Source organism: Olsenella uli (genome assembly GCF_901212675.1).
GTDB classification, from domain to species: Bacteria; Actinomycetota; Coriobacteriia; order Coriobacteriales; family Atopobiaceae; genus Parolsenella; species Parolsenella uli_B.
The window spans coordinates 16,083-35,702 of sequence record NZ_CAAKOQ010000062.1; the positions used below are offsets into that span (position 1 = coordinate 16,083).

16 protein-coding genes and 1 CRISPR repeat array (1 of these 17 cut by a window edge) are annotated in these 19,620 nt (G+C 63.3%); of the genes, 13 read left to right on the forward strand and 3 right to left on the reverse strand.

The features are described from left to right. Positions 1-55 precede the first annotated feature (55 nt). Complete coding sequence (sufC, locus tag EFAMC1_RS10675; RefSeq protein ID WP_154054253.1) at positions 56-835, reverse strand: Fe-S cluster assembly ATPase SufC; 780 nt, start codon at positions 833-835, stop codon at positions 56-58. Positions 836-1,133: 298 nt separating this feature from the next. Here sufC and EFAMC1_RS10680 point away from each other — a divergent pair, with 298 nt between their 5' ends. Beyond that, positions 1,134-2,096 carry a bile acid:sodium symporter family protein gene (locus EFAMC1_RS10680; protein WP_187324670.1) on the forward strand — a complete coding sequence of 321 codons (963 nt, stop codon included), beginning with the start codon at positions 1,134-1,136 and terminating at the stop codon, positions 2,094-2,096. Positions 2,097-2,672: 576 nt separating this feature from the next. On the opposite strand, the gene EFAMC1_RS10685 is transcribed toward EFAMC1_RS10680, so the two are convergent. After that, positions 2,673-3,233: a TetR/AcrR family transcriptional regulator gene (locus EFAMC1_RS10685; protein WP_222838718.1), complete on the reverse strand. Its 561-nt coding sequence runs from the start codon at positions 3,231-3,233 to the stop codon at positions 2,673-2,675. A 219-nt stretch (positions 3,234-3,452) separates the two neighbouring features. Between EFAMC1_RS10685 and EFAMC1_RS10690 the strand changes: the two genes are divergently transcribed. Next, a complete protein-coding gene (locus tag EFAMC1_RS10690) occupies positions 3,453-3,932 on the forward strand; it encodes an HsmA family protein (RefSeq protein WP_261981882.1) in 480 nt (159 codons plus the stop codon). Between the two features lie 389 nt (positions 3,933-4,321). On the opposite strand, the gene eno is transcribed toward EFAMC1_RS10690, so the two are convergent. Beyond that, complete coding sequence (gene eno / locus EFAMC1_RS10695; protein WP_154054256.1) at positions 4,322-5,611, reverse strand: phosphopyruvate hydratase; 1,290 nt, start codon at positions 5,609-5,611, stop codon at positions 4,322-4,324. A gap of 443 nt (positions 5,612-6,054) precedes the next feature. On the opposite strand from eno, the gene EFAMC1_RS10700 reads away from it, so the two are divergent. From EFAMC1_RS10700 to cas2, 11 genes are all read left to right on the forward strand, one after another. Then, entirely contained in the window at positions 6,055-7,248 is a 1,194-nt protein-coding gene (locus tag EFAMC1_RS10700; protein WP_187324671.1) for an MFS transporter, read from the forward strand. Positions 7,249-7,444: 196 nt separating this feature from the next. Then, entirely contained in the window at positions 7,445-7,747 is a 303-nt protein-coding gene (locus EFAMC1_RS10705) for an aspartyl/glutamyl-tRNA amidotransferase subunit C (RefSeq protein ID WP_154054258.1), read from the forward strand. Continuing rightward, the gene (gatA, locus tag EFAMC1_RS10710) at positions 7,747-9,270 is read left to right on the forward strand and encodes an Asp-tRNA(Asn)/Glu-tRNA(Gln) amidotransferase subunit GatA (protein ID WP_154054259.1); all 1,524 of its coding nucleotides are present in this window, start codon (positions 7,747-7,749) and stop codon (positions 9,268-9,270) included. The genes EFAMC1_RS10705 and gatA overlap by 1 nt, the downstream gene beginning before the upstream one ends. Further along, a complete protein-coding gene (gatB, locus tag EFAMC1_RS10715) occupies positions 9,267-10,961 on the forward strand; it encodes an Asp-tRNA(Asn)/Glu-tRNA(Gln) amidotransferase subunit GatB (RefSeq protein ID WP_154054260.1) in 1,695 nt (564 codons plus the stop codon). The genes gatA and gatB overlap by 4 nt, the downstream gene beginning before the upstream one ends. Before the next feature lie 576 nt (positions 10,962-11,537). Next, positions 11,538-13,958, forward strand: a complete 2,421-nt coding sequence (gene cas3, locus EFAMC1_RS10720; protein WP_154054261.1) for a CRISPR-associated helicase Cas3' — start codon at positions 11,538-11,540, stop codon at positions 13,956-13,958. Positions 13,959-13,995: 37 nt separating this feature from the next. Beyond that, complete coding sequence (cas5c, locus tag EFAMC1_RS10725; RefSeq protein WP_154054262.1) at positions 13,996-14,667, forward strand: type I-C CRISPR-associated protein Cas5c; 672 nt, start codon at positions 13,996-13,998, stop codon at positions 14,665-14,667. Further along, positions 14,664-16,484 carry a type I-C CRISPR-associated protein Cas8c/Csd1 gene (gene cas8c, locus EFAMC1_RS10730; RefSeq protein ID WP_154054263.1) on the forward strand — a complete coding sequence of 607 codons (1,821 nt, stop codon included), beginning with the start codon at positions 14,664-14,666 and terminating at the stop codon, positions 16,482-16,484. Before cas5c ends, cas8c begins: the two co-directional genes overlap by 4 nt. Before the next feature lie 2 nt (positions 16,485-16,486). After that, entirely contained in the window at positions 16,487-17,404 is a 918-nt protein-coding gene (gene cas7c, locus EFAMC1_RS10735; protein WP_154054264.1) for a type I-C CRISPR-associated protein Cas7/Csd2, read from the forward strand. A gap of 2 nt (positions 17,405-17,406) precedes the next feature. Further along, positions 17,407-18,042, forward strand: a complete 636-nt coding sequence (gene cas4, locus EFAMC1_RS10740; RefSeq protein WP_222838719.1) for a CRISPR-associated protein Cas4 — start codon at positions 17,407-17,409, stop codon at positions 18,040-18,042. After that, positions 18,039-19,055 carry a type I-C CRISPR-associated endonuclease Cas1c gene (gene cas1c / locus EFAMC1_RS10745; RefSeq protein ID WP_154054266.1) on the forward strand — a complete coding sequence of 339 codons (1,017 nt, stop codon included), beginning with the start codon at positions 18,039-18,041 and terminating at the stop codon, positions 19,053-19,055. Before cas4 ends, cas1c begins: the two co-directional genes overlap by 4 nt. A gap of 10 nt (positions 19,056-19,065) precedes the next feature. After that, on the forward strand, positions 19,066-19,356 hold the full coding sequence (gene cas2 / locus EFAMC1_RS10750; protein ID WP_154054267.1) for a CRISPR-associated endonuclease Cas2: 291 nt from the start codon (positions 19,066-19,068) through the stop codon (positions 19,354-19,356). A gap of 170 nt (positions 19,357-19,526) precedes the next feature. Beyond that, positions 19,527-19,620: a CRISPR direct-repeat array (repeat unit 27 nt; unit sequence GTCGCGCCCCTCGTGGGCGCGTGGATT); it runs 542 nt beyond the window's last position.

The window sequence follows — 19,620 nt, forward strand, 5'->3', positions numbered from 1 at the left end:
CCGGGCACGTCGACGCCCTGGTCCACGTCGACCTCCTGAATCTGGTCTGCCATGACTACGCGCCCGCCTTCTCGCTCGCCTCGACCTTGGTCTCGGTGGCCTCGAAGCGCTCGAAGCCCTCGCGGTCGATCTCGGGGATGAGCTCGGGGCCGCCGTCGGCCACGAGGTGGCCCTTCACCATGACGTGGGTGCGGTCGACCTCGACGCGCTCGAGGATGCGCGTGTTGTGCGTGATGATGAGCAGGGCGCCGTCGCACTGCTCGCGGTAGGCCGTGATGCCGCGCGAGACCACGGAGAGCGCGTCGACGTCGAGGCCCGAGTCGGTCTCGTCGAGGATGGCCAGCTTGGGCTTGAGCAGCAGGAGCTGCAGCATCTCGACCTTCTTCTTCTCGCCGCCGGAGAAGCCCACGTTGAGCTCGCGGGTGAGGTAGGACGAGTCCATGTCGAGCTCGTCGCAGAGCTCGCCCACGCGCTTGCGGAACTGGCGGGCGGTCATCTTGAGCTCGGGACGCTTCTGGCAGATGGTGCGCAGGAAGCTGTAGAGGGGCACGCCCGGAATCTCGACGGGGGCCTGGTAGGAGAGGAAGATGCCGGCGAGCGAGCGCTTGTCGGGCGAGTCGTCGGTGATGTCGGCGCCGTCGAAGGTGATGGTGCCGGAGGTGGTGCGGTAGGTTGGGTCGCCCATGATGACATGGCCGAGCGTCGACTTGCCGGCACCGTTGGGCCCCATGAGCACGTTGCACTCGCCGCTCTCGAGGGTGAGCGAGATGTCGTGGAGGATGGGCTTTTCGTCGACGCCAGCCGAGACGCCGTCGATGTTAAGAAGGTGTTCCATCGTGTGTCCTTACCTTGCCTGTCGGAAGTGCCTTCGGAATAATACCCCACTGGAAGTGGGATTTTCGCCTTGTCGGCATAATACCCAAAAGGACGCGGCATTATGGGTTTGGCGGGCGTCTTGGGGCATTCGGGCGGGTGTCTTGGGCCGTGCGCGGGCCCGGCGGGGTGCGTCGCCGCGTCCGTGCTGGCCGCCAATTGGGGTTGGAGGGCCGCCTGCGCATCTCGTGCGCGTATGCTGTCGGCTGGCGGGTTGCCGGCCGGTTCGAAGAGGGACCGAGAGGGGAGAGCACCGGGGCATGGAGGCTTGGAAGAGGTTCGGGGACGCCATCGGGTCTCACATGATGTTCATCGCGCCGCTGTGCGTGGTAACGGGCGTCCTGTTTCCGGATGTCTTCGGCGTGACCGAGCGCGCCGTTCCGGTGATGTTCGCCATCATGACGTTCCAGGGCTCGCTTAACAACAACGTGCACGACGTGCTCGACGTCTTTCGCCACCCGCGCAACATGCTCGCCATCCTCGCGGTGACGCTCGTGGTGATGCCGGCCGCCTCGCGCGCTCTCTCGGGCATCCTGTTCGCGGCCAACCCTAACCTCGTCATCGGCGCCACGCTGGAGTACTGTGTGCCGGTCGCCGTGGTGTGCTTCCTGTGGTGCGGCATGTACGGCGGCGACCTGTCGCTGGCCCTGGCCACCATCCTCGTGTCCACGGTGCTGGCGCCCTTCACCATCCCGCTGTCGCTCAAGGTGCTCCTGGGAGAGACGGTCCAGCTCGACGTGGTGAGCATGATGACGCAGATGGTCTTCATGATCGCGCTGCCCGCGATTGCCGGTGTGTTCGTGAACGAGCTTTCGCACGGCTGGGGCCACACGGTGCTCTCGCCCACGATCTCGCCGGCGGTGCGTGTGCTGCTCGTGCTCATCATGACGTCCAACTCCACGCAGATGGCCGACTACATGCGCCACATCACGCCCGAGCTGTTTGGCATGATGGGTTACATCTTTGCGTTTGCCACCTGCGGCTTTTTGTTGGGCATGGGGCTCTCGCGGCTGCTGCGCACCGACGACGCCACCTACGTGACGATGTGCTTCGGCGTGGGCATGCGCAACATCTCTGCCGGCGCGGTAATCGCGGCGCAGTTCTTCCCGGGCGAGGTCGTGTTCCCGGTCATGATGGGGACGCTGTTCCAGCAGATGCTCGCCGGCGTCTTTGGGGCCGTGATGCGGCATGGGATCCGTTCGGGCTCGAGTGAGGGCGCGTAGCGTCGGGCCGTTCTTTCGGGTTGGTTGGCGCGCCTTAGGCTCGGGTTTGGGCCGGGCCATCCTCGTTGGTTGGTTGGACGCTCGTGGTCGCGAGGCCGCCTGGTGACCCCTGCGATGGTTTTTTCCCAAATCTGCCACGAAAACGCAGTTTGTGGGAAACGCCATAGCTCCCATGCAGTACCGCTTTCGCTGAAGGGGGCGGGCAAAGGGCTTGCAACCCTGAAGGAGTACGGGAAAGTGCCGTTCTGCGTGCCTGTCATGCCCATCGATGCATCCCGTTGGCCCATCGACTGTCCCGTGCGAGGGTCAGGTGGTGCCGTATGTTTCCCACAAACTTCGTTTTCGTGGCAGCAAACTCGAAATCTCATCGCAAGGCGCACTTGGAGGCGTTCGCTCGTAACCTTGGGGACTTGCCGGGGCGTTCGAATGCCAGCCAGATGCAGCATCGTGGGTTTCCGAGTGGGCGTGACTAATTCGTACCGTGCGGGTGGCGCAGATGGGCTGGGCCCGGCTTGGCCGGGCCCAGCCCATCACTCCGTGATGGTCGTCGGCTTGTGGGGTCTGGCTGCCGATATCTTACTTGTAGAAGGCAAGCTCGATCGTCTTGGCAAGCGCCAGGCATGAGGCAGAGCCTTCCCGTGCGTCATCCCGGGCCTCATGCCAGCAAAGCTTGGCGAGCTCGCGGGCGCCGACGTCGGCCATCTTCTTCTGGTCGATGCGGGCATCGTCTCGGGCGGATGCAGCGAGCGCCTCGACGACTTGGACAATGAGGTCACTCTCTCCCTGCTTCGCCTCGCCTTCCCTGCGCGGTTGTCGCAGCTCCGACTCGGCAATCCAGCTGCCTCGAAACTCCGAGAGCGGGCCCACGAGGCAGGCAGCAAGTTCCTCGCAAGCCTCGACGAGCCCGAGGGAGCCCGCCCGAGAGAGCCATGGGTCGAGGGCATCGTGCCAGAAGCTTCCCACCACGCCGGTTACCAGCGCATCCTTATCCGGGAAGTAGTTGTAGATGGTCCCAACGGACACACCGCACGAGGCTGCGACCGAGCGAATGCCCAGCTTGGCAAGCCCGTCCTTGCGGGCCAGCTCCGTTGCGGCCGCAAGGATGTTCTCTCTGCTCGTCTCAGGCCTTCTTGGCATAGTCGCTCCAACTGGCTGGAAAATGGTGCGGTTCCGCATTGTTAGGCGGAGCGTCCGGTTCGCAGCTAATTCTAATGCGCCATGGAACCGTGTGGCGAGAACGTGAACGATGATCATTATTGGCTTCAAAGGTAAGCCTTGACATACGGCCTGTCTAAAATGAACAACGCTCAGAAACTTCACAAGGAAAGGTGGGGGATACGAGTGTCCGTGCAGCTTATGCTTGCAAGCACGGCCATTACGCTTGCACTTGTCTTTTATACGGTCGGTGTCTTTGGGGAACGGCGGGTTGGCAGCCTGCGTGTGCGCCACGTCGTCCTGTTTTGGTTCGGCCTCGCGTGCGACTCGACGGGCACGGCCATCATGACGGCGATGGCGCGCGCGGATTCCGGCGCGGCCATGCCGCTCGTCCACGCCGTCACGGGCGCCGCCGCCATCGCGCTCATGCTGTTCCATGCTGTCTGGGCGCTCGTGACGCTGCTTCGTCGAGACGGCCGCGCGCTCGAGGCCTTCCACAGGCTCAGCACCGTGGTGTGGCTCGCCTGGCTCGTCCCATACCTCATCGGCCTGCTCATGGGAATGCCGATGCTTTCCCTCTCGTCACTGCCGGCAACGGTGGCGAGCCTTGTCGTCGTTGCCGCGCTCGCACGCGCGCTCGCGCGGGGCGAGCAAGACGAGGAAAGGAAGCGCGCGCTGTAGGCGCCTAGGGCAAGGCACTCCCAGACGACGACGCGTCGCGATAGGACCCAACCTCGGCAGCCTCTCGAGACAAGGCGGCGCCCGCGTGCGGGGACACGCGGGCGCCTTGGGAAGAGAGAGCGCGTCGTGCGGGGACACGAATGCGCGCTCTTGGGACGCAGCGTGCGGGGACACGTGCGCCCTGAAGTTTTAGTTCGCGGGGGAGAGGGCCCGCGAACATCGGGTAAAGCGACTCAGATGCCAGTCACGAGCATGCAGTAGTTGGGCTCGGGGTGTTTGGCCCTACGGAAGGCGGCTCGCGCGACGCGTCGAGCGACGTGAGAGCCAGCTTCCGTAGGGCCGCCGCGGGGCGAGGCGAACCCGCGGCGGCCGAACGTTCCGAAAAAGTCCTACTTCAGGAAGCGGAAGGGGCTCATGCCGGCGTAGACGGCGGAGTCGCCGAGCTCGTCCTCGATGCGGAGGAGCTGGTTGTACTTGGCGACGCGGTCGGTACGGCAGGGTGCGCCGGTCTTGATTTGGCCGGCGTTGGTGGCAACCACGATGTCGGCGATGGTGGTGTCCTCGGTCTCGCCCGAGCGGTGGGAGACGACCTGGGCGTAGCCGTAGCGCTCGGCCGTGGCCATGGCCTCGAAGGACTCGGTGAGGGAGCCGATCTGGTTGACCTTCATGAGCAGCGCGTTGGCGGCGCCGAGCTTGATGCCCTTCTCGAGGCGGGTCTTGTTGGTGACGAACAGGTCGTCGCCGACGAGCTGGACCTTGTTGCCGATGGCCTTGGTGAGGTTCACCCAGCCATCCCAGTCCTCCTCGGCCAGGCCGTCCTCGATGGAGATGATCGGGAACTTGGCGATGAGCTCCTCCCAGTACTCGATCATGTCGTCAGAGGAGAGCGTGCGGCCCTCGCCCTTGAGCTCGTAGAGGCCGGTCTCCTTGTTGAAGCACTCGGAGGTGGCGGGGTCCATGGCGTACATGAAATCCTCGCCCGGCTTGAAGCCGGCCTTCTCGACGGCGCGTTCGATCCACTCGAACGGCTCGGCGTTGGTCTTGAGGTCGGGAGCGAAGCCGCCCTCGTCACCGACGCCCGTGGTGTGGCCGGAGTCAGCCAGGACGGACTTGAGCGTGTGGTAGACCTCGGTGCACCAGCGCAGCGCCTCGGAGAAGGTGGGGGCGCCGACCGGCATGATCATGAACTCCTGGAAGTCCACGTTGTTGGTGGCGTGCACGCCGCCGTTGAGGATGTTCATCATCGGGGTGGGCAGCACGTGGGCGTTGGGGCCACCGAGGTACTTGTAGAGCGGCAGGCTCACGGACTCGGCCGCGGCACGGGCGGCGGCGAGGGAGACGCCGAGGATGGCGTTGGCGCCGAGCTTGCCCTTGTTGGGCGTGCCGTCGGCGGCGATGAGGGCGGCGTCGAGGTCGCGCTGGTCGGTGGCGTCCATGCCGAGGACGGCGTCGGCGCACTCGTTGTTCACGTGGTCGACGGCCTTGAGGACGCCCTTGCCGCCGTAGACGGACTTGTCGCCGTCGCGCAGCTCGACAGCCTCGAACTCGCCGGTGGAAGCGCCGGAAGGGACGATGGCTCGACCGAAGGAGCCGTCGTCGAGGGTGACCTCGACCTCAACGGTGGGGTTGCCGCGCGAATCGAGCACCTGGCGGCCGTACACGTCGATGATCTCGCTCATGCTTTCTCCTTGCTGCCCCGTGGGGCTTCGCTGCGGGCGCGGCGCCTTTCCCCGGACGACCATCGCCCGCGTTTGCTGGCAACATATATACCACTAGTTAGCCGGTATTTACTCTAGAATTGAGAAAAAGTTAGAGCGATTGTCGGTTATGTGATTTGCCGAGGTGAACGGCGCGGTTGGTGTGGCGTTTCGGCACGCCGGCGCGGATGGTGTGGCGATTATGCACGCCGGCCCGGACGCTGCGGCGTTTTTGCACGCCGGCGCGGGCGCTGTGGCGTTTTTGCACGCTGGAGAACCACTGAGCATGCATAAACGCTACAGCAATGGCGGCGTCGTTACGAATGGCGGCGTCGTTTCGAATGGCGGCGTCGCTGCGGCATGATCGGCAACGGCCTCGCGCTACAATGCCTCGAGAAATGAACGCTCAAGTGGGGGGGCTGCTCGTGGACGCGACGTTCAGGCGGCTTGTCGCAGTGTGTTTTCTCAACCAGCTGGGGTTCCAGGCGGCCTACTTTGTGGGCATCATCGGCTGCGCCACCTACGTGCTGGATGCGGGCGCGGCAGAGGTCTCGGCGCTCGTGTTCGTGATGAATGCCGTGATGCTTGTGGGCTACTCGGCTGCCGGTGCCCTCATTGACGCTGCGGGGCCGAGGATCGTGCTCGTGGCGTCTTTGGCACTGCCGCTCGCCGCGGCCGCCGTCGTGTTCGCCATGCCCGTCTGCATGGCGTCGCTGCTGGTTGTGGCAATCGTGATGGGACTTGCCGGTGCCGCGGCATCGACAGCCGTCGAGACATTTCCTCGCTATCTCACGAACGACGAGGTCCTGCTCGCGCGCGTGAACTCGCTCAACAGCGTGGTGACGTTCGTTGCCGTCATCGCAGGACCGCTGCTTGCCGGCGCCATCGCCGGCGCGGGCGACAACCGCCTCGTGTTCGCCGTGCTGCCCGTGACATCCGTCCTTGGCGTGCTCGTTGCGCTGCGCCTTCGCGAGTGCGTTCGTCCCGAGCACCCACAGGACAGCGGACAGGCCGCGCCCTCCCTGCTTGCGCGCGTGGCGAATGGCGTGCGCGCCACGGTGGCGAGCCCGGCGCTCATCGTGCTGTTTGCCGTGTGCTTCCTGGGGAACCTCGGCTTTGGCGCGTTCGACTCGCTCGAGAGCCTCTTCTACCGAGACGTGCTTCGCGTTGGTGCCGAGTGGATGGGCTGGCTCACGGCGATCGTGGGCGTGGGTGCCACGGTTGGGTCTCTCCTTGCCGGCCGTGTGCCCACGCGCCGCGTGACGCTGCCGGCGCTGTGCGGCCTGCTTGTGGTGGAGGGCTTGGGAGCGGTGCTCTACACGGCGACGCCGTTCGTGTGGTGCGCTGCCGCCGGCCAGCTCGTCCTCGGGGCAGCGAACGGCCTGATCATGCCCCTGCGTGTGACGCTCACGCAGCGCAACTGCGAGCTGGGCCACCTCGGCAGCGTGAGCGCGCTCATGCGCGTGGGCATCAGTGTGTCGGGCACGCTGCCGCTGCTCGTGGCGCCGTTGCTTGCGGATGCGTTTGGCGTGCAGGCGGTGCTCGTCTCGGCGGCAGCTCTCGTCGCGCTTACGGGCGCTGCGCTGGTGGCTGTGGCCAGGCGCGTGCGCGAGGGCTAGGGCTTCCCGGTGGCTGCCGCCCTCGTCGCGCTTACGGGCGCTGCGCTGGTGGCTGTGGCCAGGCGCGTGCGCGCGAGCTAGGACGTCCCGCCCTCCGCCGCACTGTTACCGTACTGACACAATCGCACCCGCTCGTGCTTGACGTCCGCAACCTGCCATAGAATGACAGGGTTAACCACTTTGTATGGGAGGCCACATGGCACTAAGCGAACGCGACGTGCGCGGCATCGCGGATTACGCCCGCATCGCCCTCACGGACGAAGAGCTCACCGAGATGACGGCGTACATGAACGGCGCCATCACGGGCGTGCTCGAACCCGTCCTTCAGTATGGCGAGGCTGACGTCCCGCCCACGTTCCACCCCATCGGAGACCTCTCCAACGTCATGGGTGCGGACGTTGTGGCGCCGGGCCTCTCGATCGAGGACGCCCTGCTCGACGCCCCCAGCGCGCGCGACCGCTACTTCCGCGTGCCGTCCATCCTCGGAGGTGATCAGTAATGGCTACCCTCGACACCCTCTCCGCAGCCCAGATTGCCGCGGGCGTCTCTGCCGGTGATTTCACCGCGACCGAGGTCGCCCGCGCCGCGCTTGACGCCGTCGAGGCCCGCGACGGAGCCGTCCAGGCGTTCCTCCAGGTCTCGCCCGAGCTCGCCCTCGACGCCGCCGCCCGCATCGACGCGGACCGCGCGGCCGGCAAGCCCCTGCCGCCGCTCGCCGGCGTGCCGCTCGCCATCAAGGACAACATGATGCTCGTGGGCACGCGCACCACCTGCGCCTCCCGCATGCTGGAGAACTACGAGAGCGTCTACACCGCCACCTGCGTCCAGCGCATGCTCGATGCGGGCTGCCTGCCCATCGGCAAGGCAAACATGGACGAGTTCGCCTTCGGCTCCTCCACGGAGTCCTCGGCATTCCACCGCACCAACAACCCGTGGGACCTCGAGCGCGTGCCGGGCGGCTCCTCGGGCGGCTCGACTGCGGCCGTCGCTGCCGGCGAGGTCACGCTCGCGCTGGGTTCTGACACCGGCGGGTCCATCCGCCAGCCGGCGAGCCTGTGCGGCGTCGTGGGCATGAAGCCCACGTACGGCGCCGTGAGTCGCTATGGCGTCGTGGCGTTTGGCTCCTCGCTCGACCAGGTGGGCCCCTTCGGCCGCAGCGTCGCGGACGTGGCCCTCGCCATGAGCGCGCTCGTCGGCCCCGGCCGCGACCCCAAGGACTCAACGACCCAAGACTGCCCGGTCGACTTCACGGAGCACCTCGAGGACGGCGTCGCCGGCAAGCGCGTCGGCATCATCCCCGCCCTGATGGAGGCAGACGGCCTAACCGCCGAGGTCAAGGCAGCCGTCACCGCCGCCGCTGAGTCCCTGCGCGAGCAGGGCGCGGAGCTCGTCGAGGTGGAGCTTCCCAACCTCGACGCCGCCATCGCCGCCTACTACGTGCTGGGCCCCTGCGAGGCCTTCTCCAACCTCGCCCGCTTCGACGGCGTGCGCTACGGCTACCAGGAGCCCGACTGCGCCACCCTGGCCGAGCAGAGCTCGCTCTCTCGCGCGCACGGCTTTGGCGCGGAGGCCAAACGTCGCCAGATGCTTGGCGCCTGGCTTCTCTCGAGCGGCGTGTACGAGAAGTACTACCTCGCCGCCCAGAAGGCGCGCACCCTCATCACGCGCGACTACGCCGCCGCCTACGAGAAGGTCGACGTCATCCTGATGCCGGCCAGCCCGCGCACGGCGTTCAAGTTCGGTGAGATCTCTGACCCCACGCAGATGTACCTCTCGGACCTCTACACCATCAGCATCAACATCGCCGGCAACGGTGGCGTCTCGGTGCCGCTGGGCCTGGGCGCGGACTCCGGCCTGCCCACGTCTGCCCAGCTCGTGGGCCCGGCGTTTCAGGATCGCCGCCTGCTCACGTTCGCGCGTGCGGTGGAGAAGGGCGCTGCCGCCGCCGCGGGCCACACGGATGGCTCGCCCGCGCTCGCCGTCGCTCCCGACTTCGCAGGGAAGGGGGGTGAGCTCGCATGAAGAAGCTCGCCGACGTTCTCCAGGACTGGGAGGCCGTGATCGGCCTCGAGATCCACACCGAGCTCACTGCGCTCGACACCAAGATGTTCTGCAACTGCCGCCTGTCCCACGACGACGAGCCCAACGCCAACGTGTGCCCCGTCTGCCTGGGGCTTCCGGGCGCGCTGCCGGCGCCCAACCGCCGCGCCATCCAGTCGATCGTGAAGGCGGGCCTGGCCACGAACTGCCAGATCATGCGGCACAGCATGTTCTACCGCAAGCACTACTTCTATCCGGACATGGCCAAGAACTTCCAGACCACGCAGGGCCCAGTGGCCTTCTGCATGCACGGCCACCTCGACCTCGAGGTCTCCGGCCGCGGTGCCGCCGAGCGCCCGGACTGCGCCTTTGGCGAGGCGGAGGCCCAGAGCCTTGCCAGCGCGAGTGCCAACGCCGTGGGCCTCTCCACGTCCATGAGCGAGCACATGCCCGAGGGCGGCGATGCCGTGGCGCGTCCCAAGGCCTCGAGCCAGGGAACCTACGACACCGCGAACCTCGCCGCGCCGGTGCGCGCCGAGGACGGCTCCTACACGGTGCCCATCCGCATCCTGCGCATCCACATGGAGGAGGACGCGGCCAAGATGGTGCACGTGGGCGGCGAGGAGGGCCGCATCACCGCGGCCACCGAGTCGCTCATCGACTACAACCGCTGCGGCACGCCCCTCATCGAGCTCGTGACCGAGCCCGACCTGCGCACGCCCGAGGAGGCGCGCCTGTTCATGGAGAAGCTCCGCCGCGTGTTCCTGACGCTCGGCATCTCGGACTGCTCGATGGAGAAGGGCTCCATGCGCTGCGACGGCAACGTGAGCCTGCGTCGGCGCGGGGAGACGCGCCTGGGCACGAAGACCGAGCTCAAGAACCTCAACAGCTTCAAGAGCCTGCATGACGGCCTGGAGTACGAGATCTGCCGCCAGGCGGAGGTGCTCGAGGAGGGCGGCGTCATCTACCAGGAGACGCGCCACTGGGAGCCGAGCCGCAAGCGCACCGTGGTGATGCGCGTGAAGGAGACGGCCGACGACTATCGCCTGTTCCCGGACCCGGACCTTGCGCCCTTCGACCTTACGGACGAGTTCATCGACGGCTGCCGCGCCGAGATTCCCGAGCTGCCGGACGCCAAGCGCGACCGCTATGTGGCGGCTGGCGTGAAGTGCGCCGACGCCGAGCAGATCGCGGGCGATCCCGAGACGGCGGCGTTCTTCGAGATCGCCACCGAGGGGCTTGACGCCAAGGCCACGCAGACGGTCGCGAACCTCGTGGTGAACGAGCTCGTTGCCTACCTCAAGGCTGCGGGCACGTCGCTTGCGGATTCCGGCCTTGCCCCGGCGCAGCTGGCCTCGCTCGCCAAGCTGCTCGCCGCCGACGCCATCAGCTCCAACCAGGCGCACGAGGTGTTCGACGCCATGGCCGAGACGGGCGACGACCCCGAGAAGATCGTGGACGCGCGTGGCATGCGCCAGGTGAGCGATACTGGTGCGCTCGAGCCCATCGTCGACGCCGTGCTGGCTCGCTGCACCGACCAGGTCGAGCAGTTCCGCGGCGGCAACAGGAAGGTCGTGGGCTTCCTCGTGGGTCAGTGCATGAAGGAGAGCCGGGGCAAGGGTAATCCCAAGCTGTTCAACCAGCTGCTCACGAGCAAGCTCGAGGCGATGTAGGGCGCTGACCTGGGCTTGGCTCCCGAGGCCGCTGGTCTGAGCCTTGCGGCCTTTGCCTCTTGGTCGCCATCGACCTGCCGGCGCGCCCCGCAAACGTGCGGGGCGCTCCTATTTTGTCCCTCTGTTTTGTCGCCATCTTGACATATGCGATCGGTGTGCGACGTCGGTGCTCTTGCTTGTTGCGCATCCGGCCCCGAACCAAAGATGCTCCCCGTATGGCAGTTACCTCTCCTATTTTGAGCGGTTAACTGTCGCGTGGGGAGCATCTGGCGAGCGAAGGTGCTCAGCATCGGCCGGCGCACGGCTTAACTCTCGATGGGGAAGCATACCTGGCGAGCCCGCGCAATCGAACCACGTGCGCATATTCACTCGGCTTCAGAGAAAGCCCCTCTCCCGCGCTGCGGAAAGTAAGGGACTGCGAAAATAACTCGAAAAACTATTATCTGAGTTGGAATAGCTGAGAGCTAAAGCTCGTCTACCGTCCTATTTGTACCATTCATATCTTACGGAAAAGGCAACGCTGGCGATTAGCCCACACTTGACTCACGAGGGCTCAATGACAGAACGGGAGGATGCATGGAGGAAGGCGAGGGGTTCGGTCGCACGCTTTACGCGCACACCTTTGGGGACAAGGGTCCGGAGAGCTGGCAGCTGCTGTCCGACCATCTGCGAAACGTCTCGACACTTGCCTCGGCGTTTGCCGGCGAACTTGGCTATGCAAACTGGGGAAGGGCCCTCGGCCTCCTGCATGATGCTGGAAAGGTAAGCCAGTCTTTTCAGGATCGTCTCTTTGGAAGGACCAAGGCACCGTTTGACCATGCGGCACTTGGAGGACACGTCGCGAGCGAGTCATTTCACGTGCTTGGGCAAGCTGGTGGTTGGTTGATGGCGTACGCGGTCGTGGGCCATCACGGGGGCATGCCCAATGGAAAGAGGGATGGGGAGGATGGAAGGTCCTCTCTTGCCAGACGGCTCGAGAATCCTATTGGCCCCGATGACCTCGCAACCTATCTTGACCTTCTTGAACAGGCCGATCTATCGCTTCCTCCTGATGAGAGCTTCGAGGAGCTCCCTCTCGTCAGGATTCGCCGGAACCCCAACCCTCATGCGGAGCGGATGGTCTACTCGACGGTGCTTGCGACGCGAATGCTCTATTCGTGCCTTGTCGATGCGGACTATCTTGATACGGAGAGTTTCATGACGCCGGAGATCGCGATCGAGAGGCGAGTGGCCGCTTCTGCGAGGTCTTCGATGTCAGAGCTTCTTGACAGGCTGAACAGCCACATGGCGAAGCTCAGTGTGGAGACGGTTCACTCGACCGTTAACGAGGCGCGTGCGCGGGTTCTCCATGCTTGCGAGGAGGCTTCGCAAAGCAAGCCGGGTCTCTTCACGCTTACGGTTCCGACGGGTGGCGGCAAGACCCTGTCCTCGCTTGCCTTTGCCTTGCGGCACGCTCTGGCAAACGACATGGGCCGCATCATCTACGCCATACCGTTCACGTCAATCATCGAGCAGACGGCGGAGGTCTTCCGTGACGTCCTTGGCGAGGAGAACGTTCTCGAGCACCATTCGAACTACGACTTCGATGGCGTTGGCGACGAGCGTCATATCCGCGAGCGCCTCGCGACGCAGAACTGGGATGCCCCCGTGATCGTTACGACGAACGTCCAACTCCTCGAGTCGCTTTACGCGAACCGGCCTGCCAGATGCCGGAAGCTCCACAACATAGCAAACAGCGTGGTTGTCCTCGACGAGGCACAGACCCTGCCCGACGGCCTTCTGCGTCCGTCCCTTGCGGCACTCGAGGACCTGGCGCTTGACTTTCATTCGAGCGTTGTCCTCTGCACGGCAACCCAGCCTGCCCTCGACAGCTGGTGGCCATTTGGCTCGGAGCCCCGCGAGATCGTACCGTTCCAGGAAGACCTTGTGCGGGCGCTTGGGAATAGGACGAGCTTTGAGTTTGATGGACGAGTCGGGCTGGAGGAGCTTGCCGACACGTTGGCTGGGAGTCGGCAGGCACTTTGCATCGTGGGAACGAAGCGGAAGGCACGCGTGCTGTACGAGGAGGTAGCCGCCCGAGTCCGTGCGACTCATACATCATCGGGCGGCATGGACGAACCAACGGAACTTGGCGTGTTCCACCTCAGCACCAACATGGCGCCCCTGCACCGAGCCGCTTGGATTGCAAGGATTCGTGTCCTTCTGGATAGGGGAAAGGACTGCATCGTCATATCGACCCAGCTTATCGAGGCGGGTGTCGACGTGGACTTTCCCGTGGTATATCGTGAGATCGCGGGAGTCGACTCTCTGGTCCAGGCCGCCGGGCGATGCAATCGCAATGGCCACTCGGAGATAGGCACTGTTCACGTGTTCAAGTTCGGAGACGAAGACTGTTTTCGGCAGTCTCCCCTGGGCCTGAGCTCTGGCTCCTCGTCCGCAAGCGATGCGAAGCCCGCTCTCGGTGCCACCTGGCTGGACGCGATGAAGGCCATGGCGGAGCGGGTCATAGAGCGCCATGGCGGTGTGATAGATGCGGCGACAATCATAGACTTCTTTGAGGAGCGCTACGACACGGCGGGTCGTGAGGGCCTCGATAGGGGCGGCGTGTTTGAGAGGCTATCGAGCATGGACCTGCCTGGATCCAGCTTTAGTGCCATCGACTTTGATGACTGCGCACATGATTACCGAATCATCGATAACGATGACGCTCCCGTCTTTGTCCCATGGGGTCCTGAGGGATCCGGGCTCATGGCTGACCTTCGCGCGCTGCGCAAAAGGGGCTTACCGGCCGCCGCCATGGCTTCGAGGCTGCAGCGAAGCAGCATTGGGATACCGCGCTGGCGTCTTGAGGAGCTCAGGCGAGCAGGGTTCGTTGACGCGACGAGCTTCGAGCCGATTGCCGTCCTGAATCTCGAGCAGAATTGTGAGAGCTACTATAGCGATGAGGTCGGGATTCTGTGGCCGGGAGAGGAGGAGGCCCACACGCTGGTTCTTTAAGACTTGGACAGTTGGATTGACACGGGGGGAGGTAGGTATGGGATATGGCATACGGGTGCTGGTCGAGGGGCCGAGGGCCTGCTTCACTCGTCCGGAGATGAAGGCAGAGCGCGTGAGCTATGACGTCATAACCCCTTCGGCCGCACGCGGAATCATCGAGGCGATTTATTGGAAGCCTGCCATCAGGTGGCGCATCGATTACATCGAAGTGCTCAACGAGATTCGTTTCGACACCTTCCGGAGAAACGAGCTCGAGAGCAAGATGAGCTACCTCAATGCCAAAGCAGCCTGTGAGAAGGGCAAGCCCCTGGCGATCAACTCCTGCGCAAATCGCCAGCAGCGTGCGACCCTCTATCTGCGAGATGTGTGCTATGTAATCGATGCCCACTTTGAGCTCACCGATTGCGCGGGAGAGGGAGATACGCCCGAAAAGCACTATAACATCGTGCTTCGACGCCTGCGCAAGGGGCAGCACTTCATGCAGCCCGTTCTTGGCTGCAGGGAGTTTCCGGCGCGTGTGTCGTTGCTGGAGGACGGCCAAGAGGTGGCGGGCGGCTTTTATGCCGAGGTTCCGGAGCGCGACCTAGGCTTTATGCTCTACGACATGGACTTCACGAATCCTGAATCCCCAGAGCCCCACTTCTTTCGTGCGGTCATGCGCCATGGCGTGATTGACGTGGCAGGTGCCGAGGGCGGGGTGGTCTCGTGATTCTGCAAGAGCTTTGCGGACTTTACGAACGGCTGGTGCAGGATCCCGAGCTACATGACAAGATCCCCGAGCGAGGCTGGAGCCTGGAGAAGGTTGCCTGGGCTCTTGTTATCGGCGAAGACGGTCACGTGCTCGGGCTGCAGCCGCTGGGTGGCGACAAGCAAAGGAATAAGGAGATGCTCGTGCCCGAGCACGCTGGCAGGTCGGGCAAGTTCCCAACTCCGTACCTACTCTGCGACAAGGCCTCGTATCTGCTTGGGCTGGACGAGAAGAATGGCCCGGGCAACCGGGTGCGCTCGCGCGACTTCCACGAGGACGTGCTGTCCGGCTGCAGTGACGAAGGGGCGCGCGCGGCACTCGCATTCTTCTCTGCCGAGAATCCAGCTGCATGCCTGAGCGCTGAGGACTGCGAGCGTTTGGGAGACGGCAAGATGATCGTGCTCTGTCTCCGGCGCTCCTCAGATCCCATCTTTGACCGACCAGCCGTGCGTAGCGCATGGCACCATCACCTCGATATTGTCGGCAAAGCTGGGGTCGATGAGGTCGGCTATTGCTCGGTGACCGGGCAGAAAGCCCCTCTGGCAAGGCTATTCCCACAGGTTACGGGTGTTCCCGGTGCGCAGTCCTCGGGTGCTTCGCTGGTGTCCTTTAACTTCGAGGCATCCAAGTCTTATGGCAAGGACCAGGCATACAACGCCTCCATATCGGAGGATGCGGCCTTTCGGGCCGGTACTGCACTCAAGTATCTCTTGGGGAACAGCTCCCGTAGGGTGTCGTTGGGCGGCACAATCATGACGTATTGGACTGACGCGCCCTCCCGGGCTGCAGATGAGGTCATGGGCTGGCTGTTTGGCAAGAGCCTTGGAAGCCGGGCCGAGGACAAGCCAACGCTCGACGCGGTGTCCACAGCATTGGAGGAGATGAGGAGGGGAAGGGTGCCTTCTTCGTTCAATCCAGAGGTCGGGTACTGCATCCTGGGAGTCTCTCCCAATGCCGCCCGCCTCTCAGTGCGCTATTTCGAGAGAGGGACGCTGGGAGAGCTGGCAAAGCGCTTTGGCCAATACCTGCGGGACATGGAGATCGTGGGGGTCTCAAGGGCTGTCGCTCCATGGCAGGCGCTCATGCAGACGGCTTCCCTTGGAAAGGCCGACGGGCTGCCCCAGACCCTGGTGGCGGAGACCATGCGGGCGATGCTCAGAGGGGCGGAGTTCCCCCGGTCTCTCGAGACCCTGGTGCTCGCTCGCATGAGGGCTGACCATGCCGGGAGAAACAAGTGGGACTTGGGCCAGCGTGCGGCCATTCTAAAAGCATGTAGAAATCGAAGGCTGAGGCTCAGGGGTGTGCATCCTGACGAGAAGGAGAGTATTGACGTGTCTCTCAACAAGGAGAACTCGAATCTTGGCTATCTGACGGGCAGGCTGTTTGCGGTGCTCGAGCGTGCCCAGCAGGAGGCGGTCAAGGGCGCGAACGCAACGATTCGCGACCGTTATATCGGTGCTGCGTCCACAACGCCGGCTCGCGTGATTCAGCCACTCCTCCGCAATTGCCAGGCACACCTTGCCGCGATTAGGAAGGATGGGGGCAAGGCTTGGCTCTCCACGAGGCTCGAGCGCGAACTGGACGAGATCGTGGGCCGGCTTATGCCGGGTAACGAGGGCTTTCCCAAGACGCTGGACTCGGATGACCAGGGATTGTTTTTCATTGGCTACTACCAGGAGCGCTGCGCTCTATGGGAGAAGAGCGAAAAAGAGAATTCCGCCGGGGCCATCGACTCGACGAGCAATGACGGTTCTAGCAATCTGGCCGAGGAGGAGTAACCATGACCGAGCCCATCAAGAATCGCTATGACTTCGTGTTCTTCTGCGACGTGAAGAACGGCAATCCCAATGGTGATCCGGATGCCGGGAACCTCCCTCGCATCGATCCCGAGACCAGTCGCGGCATCATCTCCGACGTGTGCATCAAGCGCAAGATCCGTAACTACGTTGACCTCGTCAAAGACCAGCCCATTGACGCCCCGGACGTTGAGGAGGGGCGGCTTGGATACAAGATCTACGTCCAGGAGGGCGTGGCGCTCAACGACCGCAACAACATGGCGTATGTGCACTATGGGCTTAAGCCCGTCGACAAGAAGCTGCCCAAGAAGGTCGAGGACCAGCGCAAGGTCACGAAGTTCATGTGCGACAACTTCTACGATATCCGTACGTTTGGCGCCGTTATGACGACGGGGCGCAACTGCGGCCAGGTCCGTGGCCCGGTACAGCTGTGCTTTGGCGAGTCGGTCGACCCCGTCGCCCCCCTGGAGATGAGCATTACGCGCATGGCGTCCGCGGATGCGAAAGAGGACAAGGACAACAAGACCATGGGGCGCAAGCAATATATCCCCTACGGGCTCTATCGCATCGAGGGCTTTGTCTCCGCTGCGCTGGCCCAGCGCTCCGGCTTCTGCCAGGAAGATCTCGATCTCCTCTTTGAGGCGTTTATGAACATGTTCGAGAACGACCGAAGTGCTTCGAGGGGTCTCATGACCTCCCGAAAGCTCATCGTCTTCAAGCACGACAGCGAGCTTGGCTGCGCCCCCGCTCATCAGCTCTTCGATGCCGTACAGGTAAAGAGGCTCATTGCGCCGGATGCGTTCGCGCGGGAGTATTCCGACTACGAGATTAACGTCGACGGTTCGGCCGTTCCCGAGGGGGTGCAGGTCGAGTCTTACGACTACATCAGGCCCTCCGTATAGCCGTGTATGACGACGAAGACCTGCTGGCGCTCTCGGGACTGCAGCACCTTGCGTTCTGTGAGCGTCAGTGGGCCCTCATTCATGTCGAGCAGGTGTGGGACGACAGTGCCGACACGCTTCGGGGCGACTTCTTCCACGAGCGGGTCGACCTGAGGGGCTATTCGTGTGCGAAGGGCAAGCGCGCGGAGCGTCGGGTGCACTTGGTAAGCAGGGAGCTCGGCCTCTATGGGGTTGCGGATCTTGTCGAGTTTGGCGCTGATACGGACGAAGCGCCCGTTGCTCCCGTTGAGTACAAGGTGGGCAGACCCAAGGTTGATGACTGGGATCGGGTTCAGCTTGCCGCTCAGGCAATATGTCTTGAGGAAATGTATGGAGTCGAGGTTCCCCAGGGCTATTTGTTCTACGGCGAGACGAGAAGGCGGGAGCGTGTTGGGATTGATGTCAATCTGAGGTCTCGCGTCAGCAATCTGACATGGCGCATGCACTCGCTTTTTGCATCTGGGCATACGCCTACGCCCGTGCTGCGGCCGCACTGTCGACGCTGCTCCCTTCTCGACTCGTGCTTGCCGGGAGCGGCTCGAGGAGATGTTGCGGGCTATTGGGCCGAGCATGGAGAAGCGTTGGGGGACATGGCATGAAAAAGCTGCTCAACACGCTCTACCTCACTAATCCAGAAGCGCGGCTTCGGAAGAAGAACGATGCCCTGTCGGTTGTCTTGGATGGCCGCGAGGTGATGAACGTACCCTTCCATCTCATCGAAGCCGTCGTGCTCTTTGGACACGTGGGTTGCAGCATGTCCGTGCTTTCCTCCTGTGCCGAGAGAGGCGTCGGCGTTGTGCTGCTCGATGAGCGTGGCAGGTTTGCCGCGAGGGTGGAAGGACCCATATCGGGCAATGTCCTACTCAGAAAGGAGCAATACCGGCGTTCCTCCGACGCAGGGCTGTGTCTCATGGCGGCGAAGAGATTTGTCATCGCCAAGTTTCACAATGCCCGCGCCGTTATGCAGAGGTATTCCCGCGATTACCCTGATGCCAGAGAGCATCTAAACGCTTTGATTGACGCCCTCGCCGAAGGTAGGGGGCGTGCCCTGTCTTGCCGGTCTCTCGACGAGTTGCGTGGTGTTGAAGGGGAGCTGGCCCATCTGTATTTTTCCTGCGTTCCAATCGTGCTCAGGTCAGAGGAGCCTATCTTTCCCGGAAGGGTGAAAAGACCGCCGACAGATCCTATTAACGCGGCGCTCTCGTTTCTTTATACGATGCTTGGACGTGAGCTCGCGACTGGCTGCGAGGCGGTTGGGCTCGATCCGCAGATGGGGTATCTCCATGCTTGTCGCCCCGGGAGGGCGAGTCTCGCGCTTGATCTCATCGAAGAGCTTCGCGCTCCTCTCGTTGACAGGTTTGTATTCTCGCTTTTCAACCGAGGCCAATTGGGCCTGAATGACTTTCGCAAGGAGGGAGAGGCTTGCCTTTTCTCGGAAGCCGCCCTCAAGAAGGTGCTCGGTTTGTGGCAAGAGCGCAAGCGCGAGCAGGTGACTCACCCGTTTCTTGGGGAAAAGATGCCATTTGGTCTTATCCCCTTTGTCCAAGCCCAGCTGTTTGCGCGATTTCTGCGTGGCGACCTGGACGATTATCCGGCATTTCTCTGGAGGTGAGGGCGAGACCATGTATGTGCTCGTTACGTACGATGTGGCGACAAGTGACGAGGGAGGACCCCGTCGTTTGAGGCGCGTGGCAAAGCTCTGTTGTCAACATGGCCAGAGAGTGCAGCGCTCGGTGTTCGAGTGCCTGCTAGATCCGGGCCAATACGAGTTGCTCAAGCACGAGCTTGAGAATGTAATTGATGGGCGGCACGATAGTCTGCGCTTTTATAATCTGGGGAAACGATGGCAGAGCAAGGTCGAGCACCTTGGGGTTAATGATGCCTATGACCCAGAGGGCTTTTTATGCATTTGAGGTAAGCCGTGGCTGCGCGAACCCCAAGCGATGGCGATAGGGTAGGAGGTTCGCGCAGCTTTTCTTGTTGCCACTTGTCCTGATTGCAAAACTCTCTGATCATTGGCTCATCGGTTCTTGAGAATCGAATCAATGCGGACGTATCATGCATATCGCTGTATACTTTGGCCGTCGCGCCCCTCGTGGGCGCGTGGATTGAAACTCGTCAGCCATGTCGATGAGGTCGGTCTTAACGTAGTCGCGCCCCTCGTGGGCGCGTGGATT

Coding starts and splice junctions, on each gene's coding strand:
- EFAMC1_RS10680 (WP_187324670.1), top strand. CDS start 1,134: ATGGAGGCTTGGAAGAGGTTCGGGGACGCCATCGGGTCTCACATGATG.
- gatB (WP_154054260.1), top strand. CDS start 9,267: ATGAAGAAGCTCGCCGACGTTCTCCAGGACTGGGAGGCCGTGATCGGC.
- eno (WP_154054256.1), bottom strand. CDS start 5,611: ATGAGCGAGATCATCGACGTGTACGGCCGCCAGGTGCTCGATTCGCGC.
- EFAMC1_RS10685 (WP_222838718.1), bottom strand. CDS start 3,233: ATGCCAAGAAGGCCTGAGACGAGCAGAGAGAACATCCTTGCGGCCGCA.
- cas3 (WP_154054261.1), top strand. CDS start 11,538: ATGGAGGAAGGCGAGGGGTTCGGTCGCACGCTTTACGCGCACACCTTT.
- EFAMC1_RS10705 (WP_154054258.1), top strand. CDS start 7,445: ATGGCACTAAGCGAACGCGACGTGCGCGGCATCGCGGATTACGCCCGC.
- cas7c (WP_154054264.1), top strand. CDS start 16,487: ATGACCGAGCCCATCAAGAATCGCTATGACTTCGTGTTCTTCTGCGAC.
- cas1c (WP_154054266.1), top strand. CDS start 18,039: ATGAAAAAGCTGCTCAACACGCTCTACCTCACTAATCCAGAAGCGCGG.
- cas2 (WP_154054267.1), top strand. CDS start 19,066: ATGTATGTGCTCGTTACGTACGATGTGGCGACAAGTGACGAGGGAGGA.
- cas5c (WP_154054262.1), top strand. CDS start 13,996: ATGGGATATGGCATACGGGTGCTGGTCGAGGGGCCGAGGGCCTGCTTC.
- gatA (WP_154054259.1), top strand. CDS start 7,747: ATGGCTACCCTCGACACCCTCTCCGCAGCCCAGATTGCCGCGGGCGTC.
- sufC (WP_154054253.1), bottom strand. CDS start 835: ATGGAACACCTTCTTAACATCGACGGCGTCTCGGCTGGCGTCGACGAA.
- EFAMC1_RS10690 (WP_261981882.1), top strand. CDS start 3,453: ATGCTTGCAAGCACGGCCATTACGCTTGCACTTGTCTTTTATACGGTC.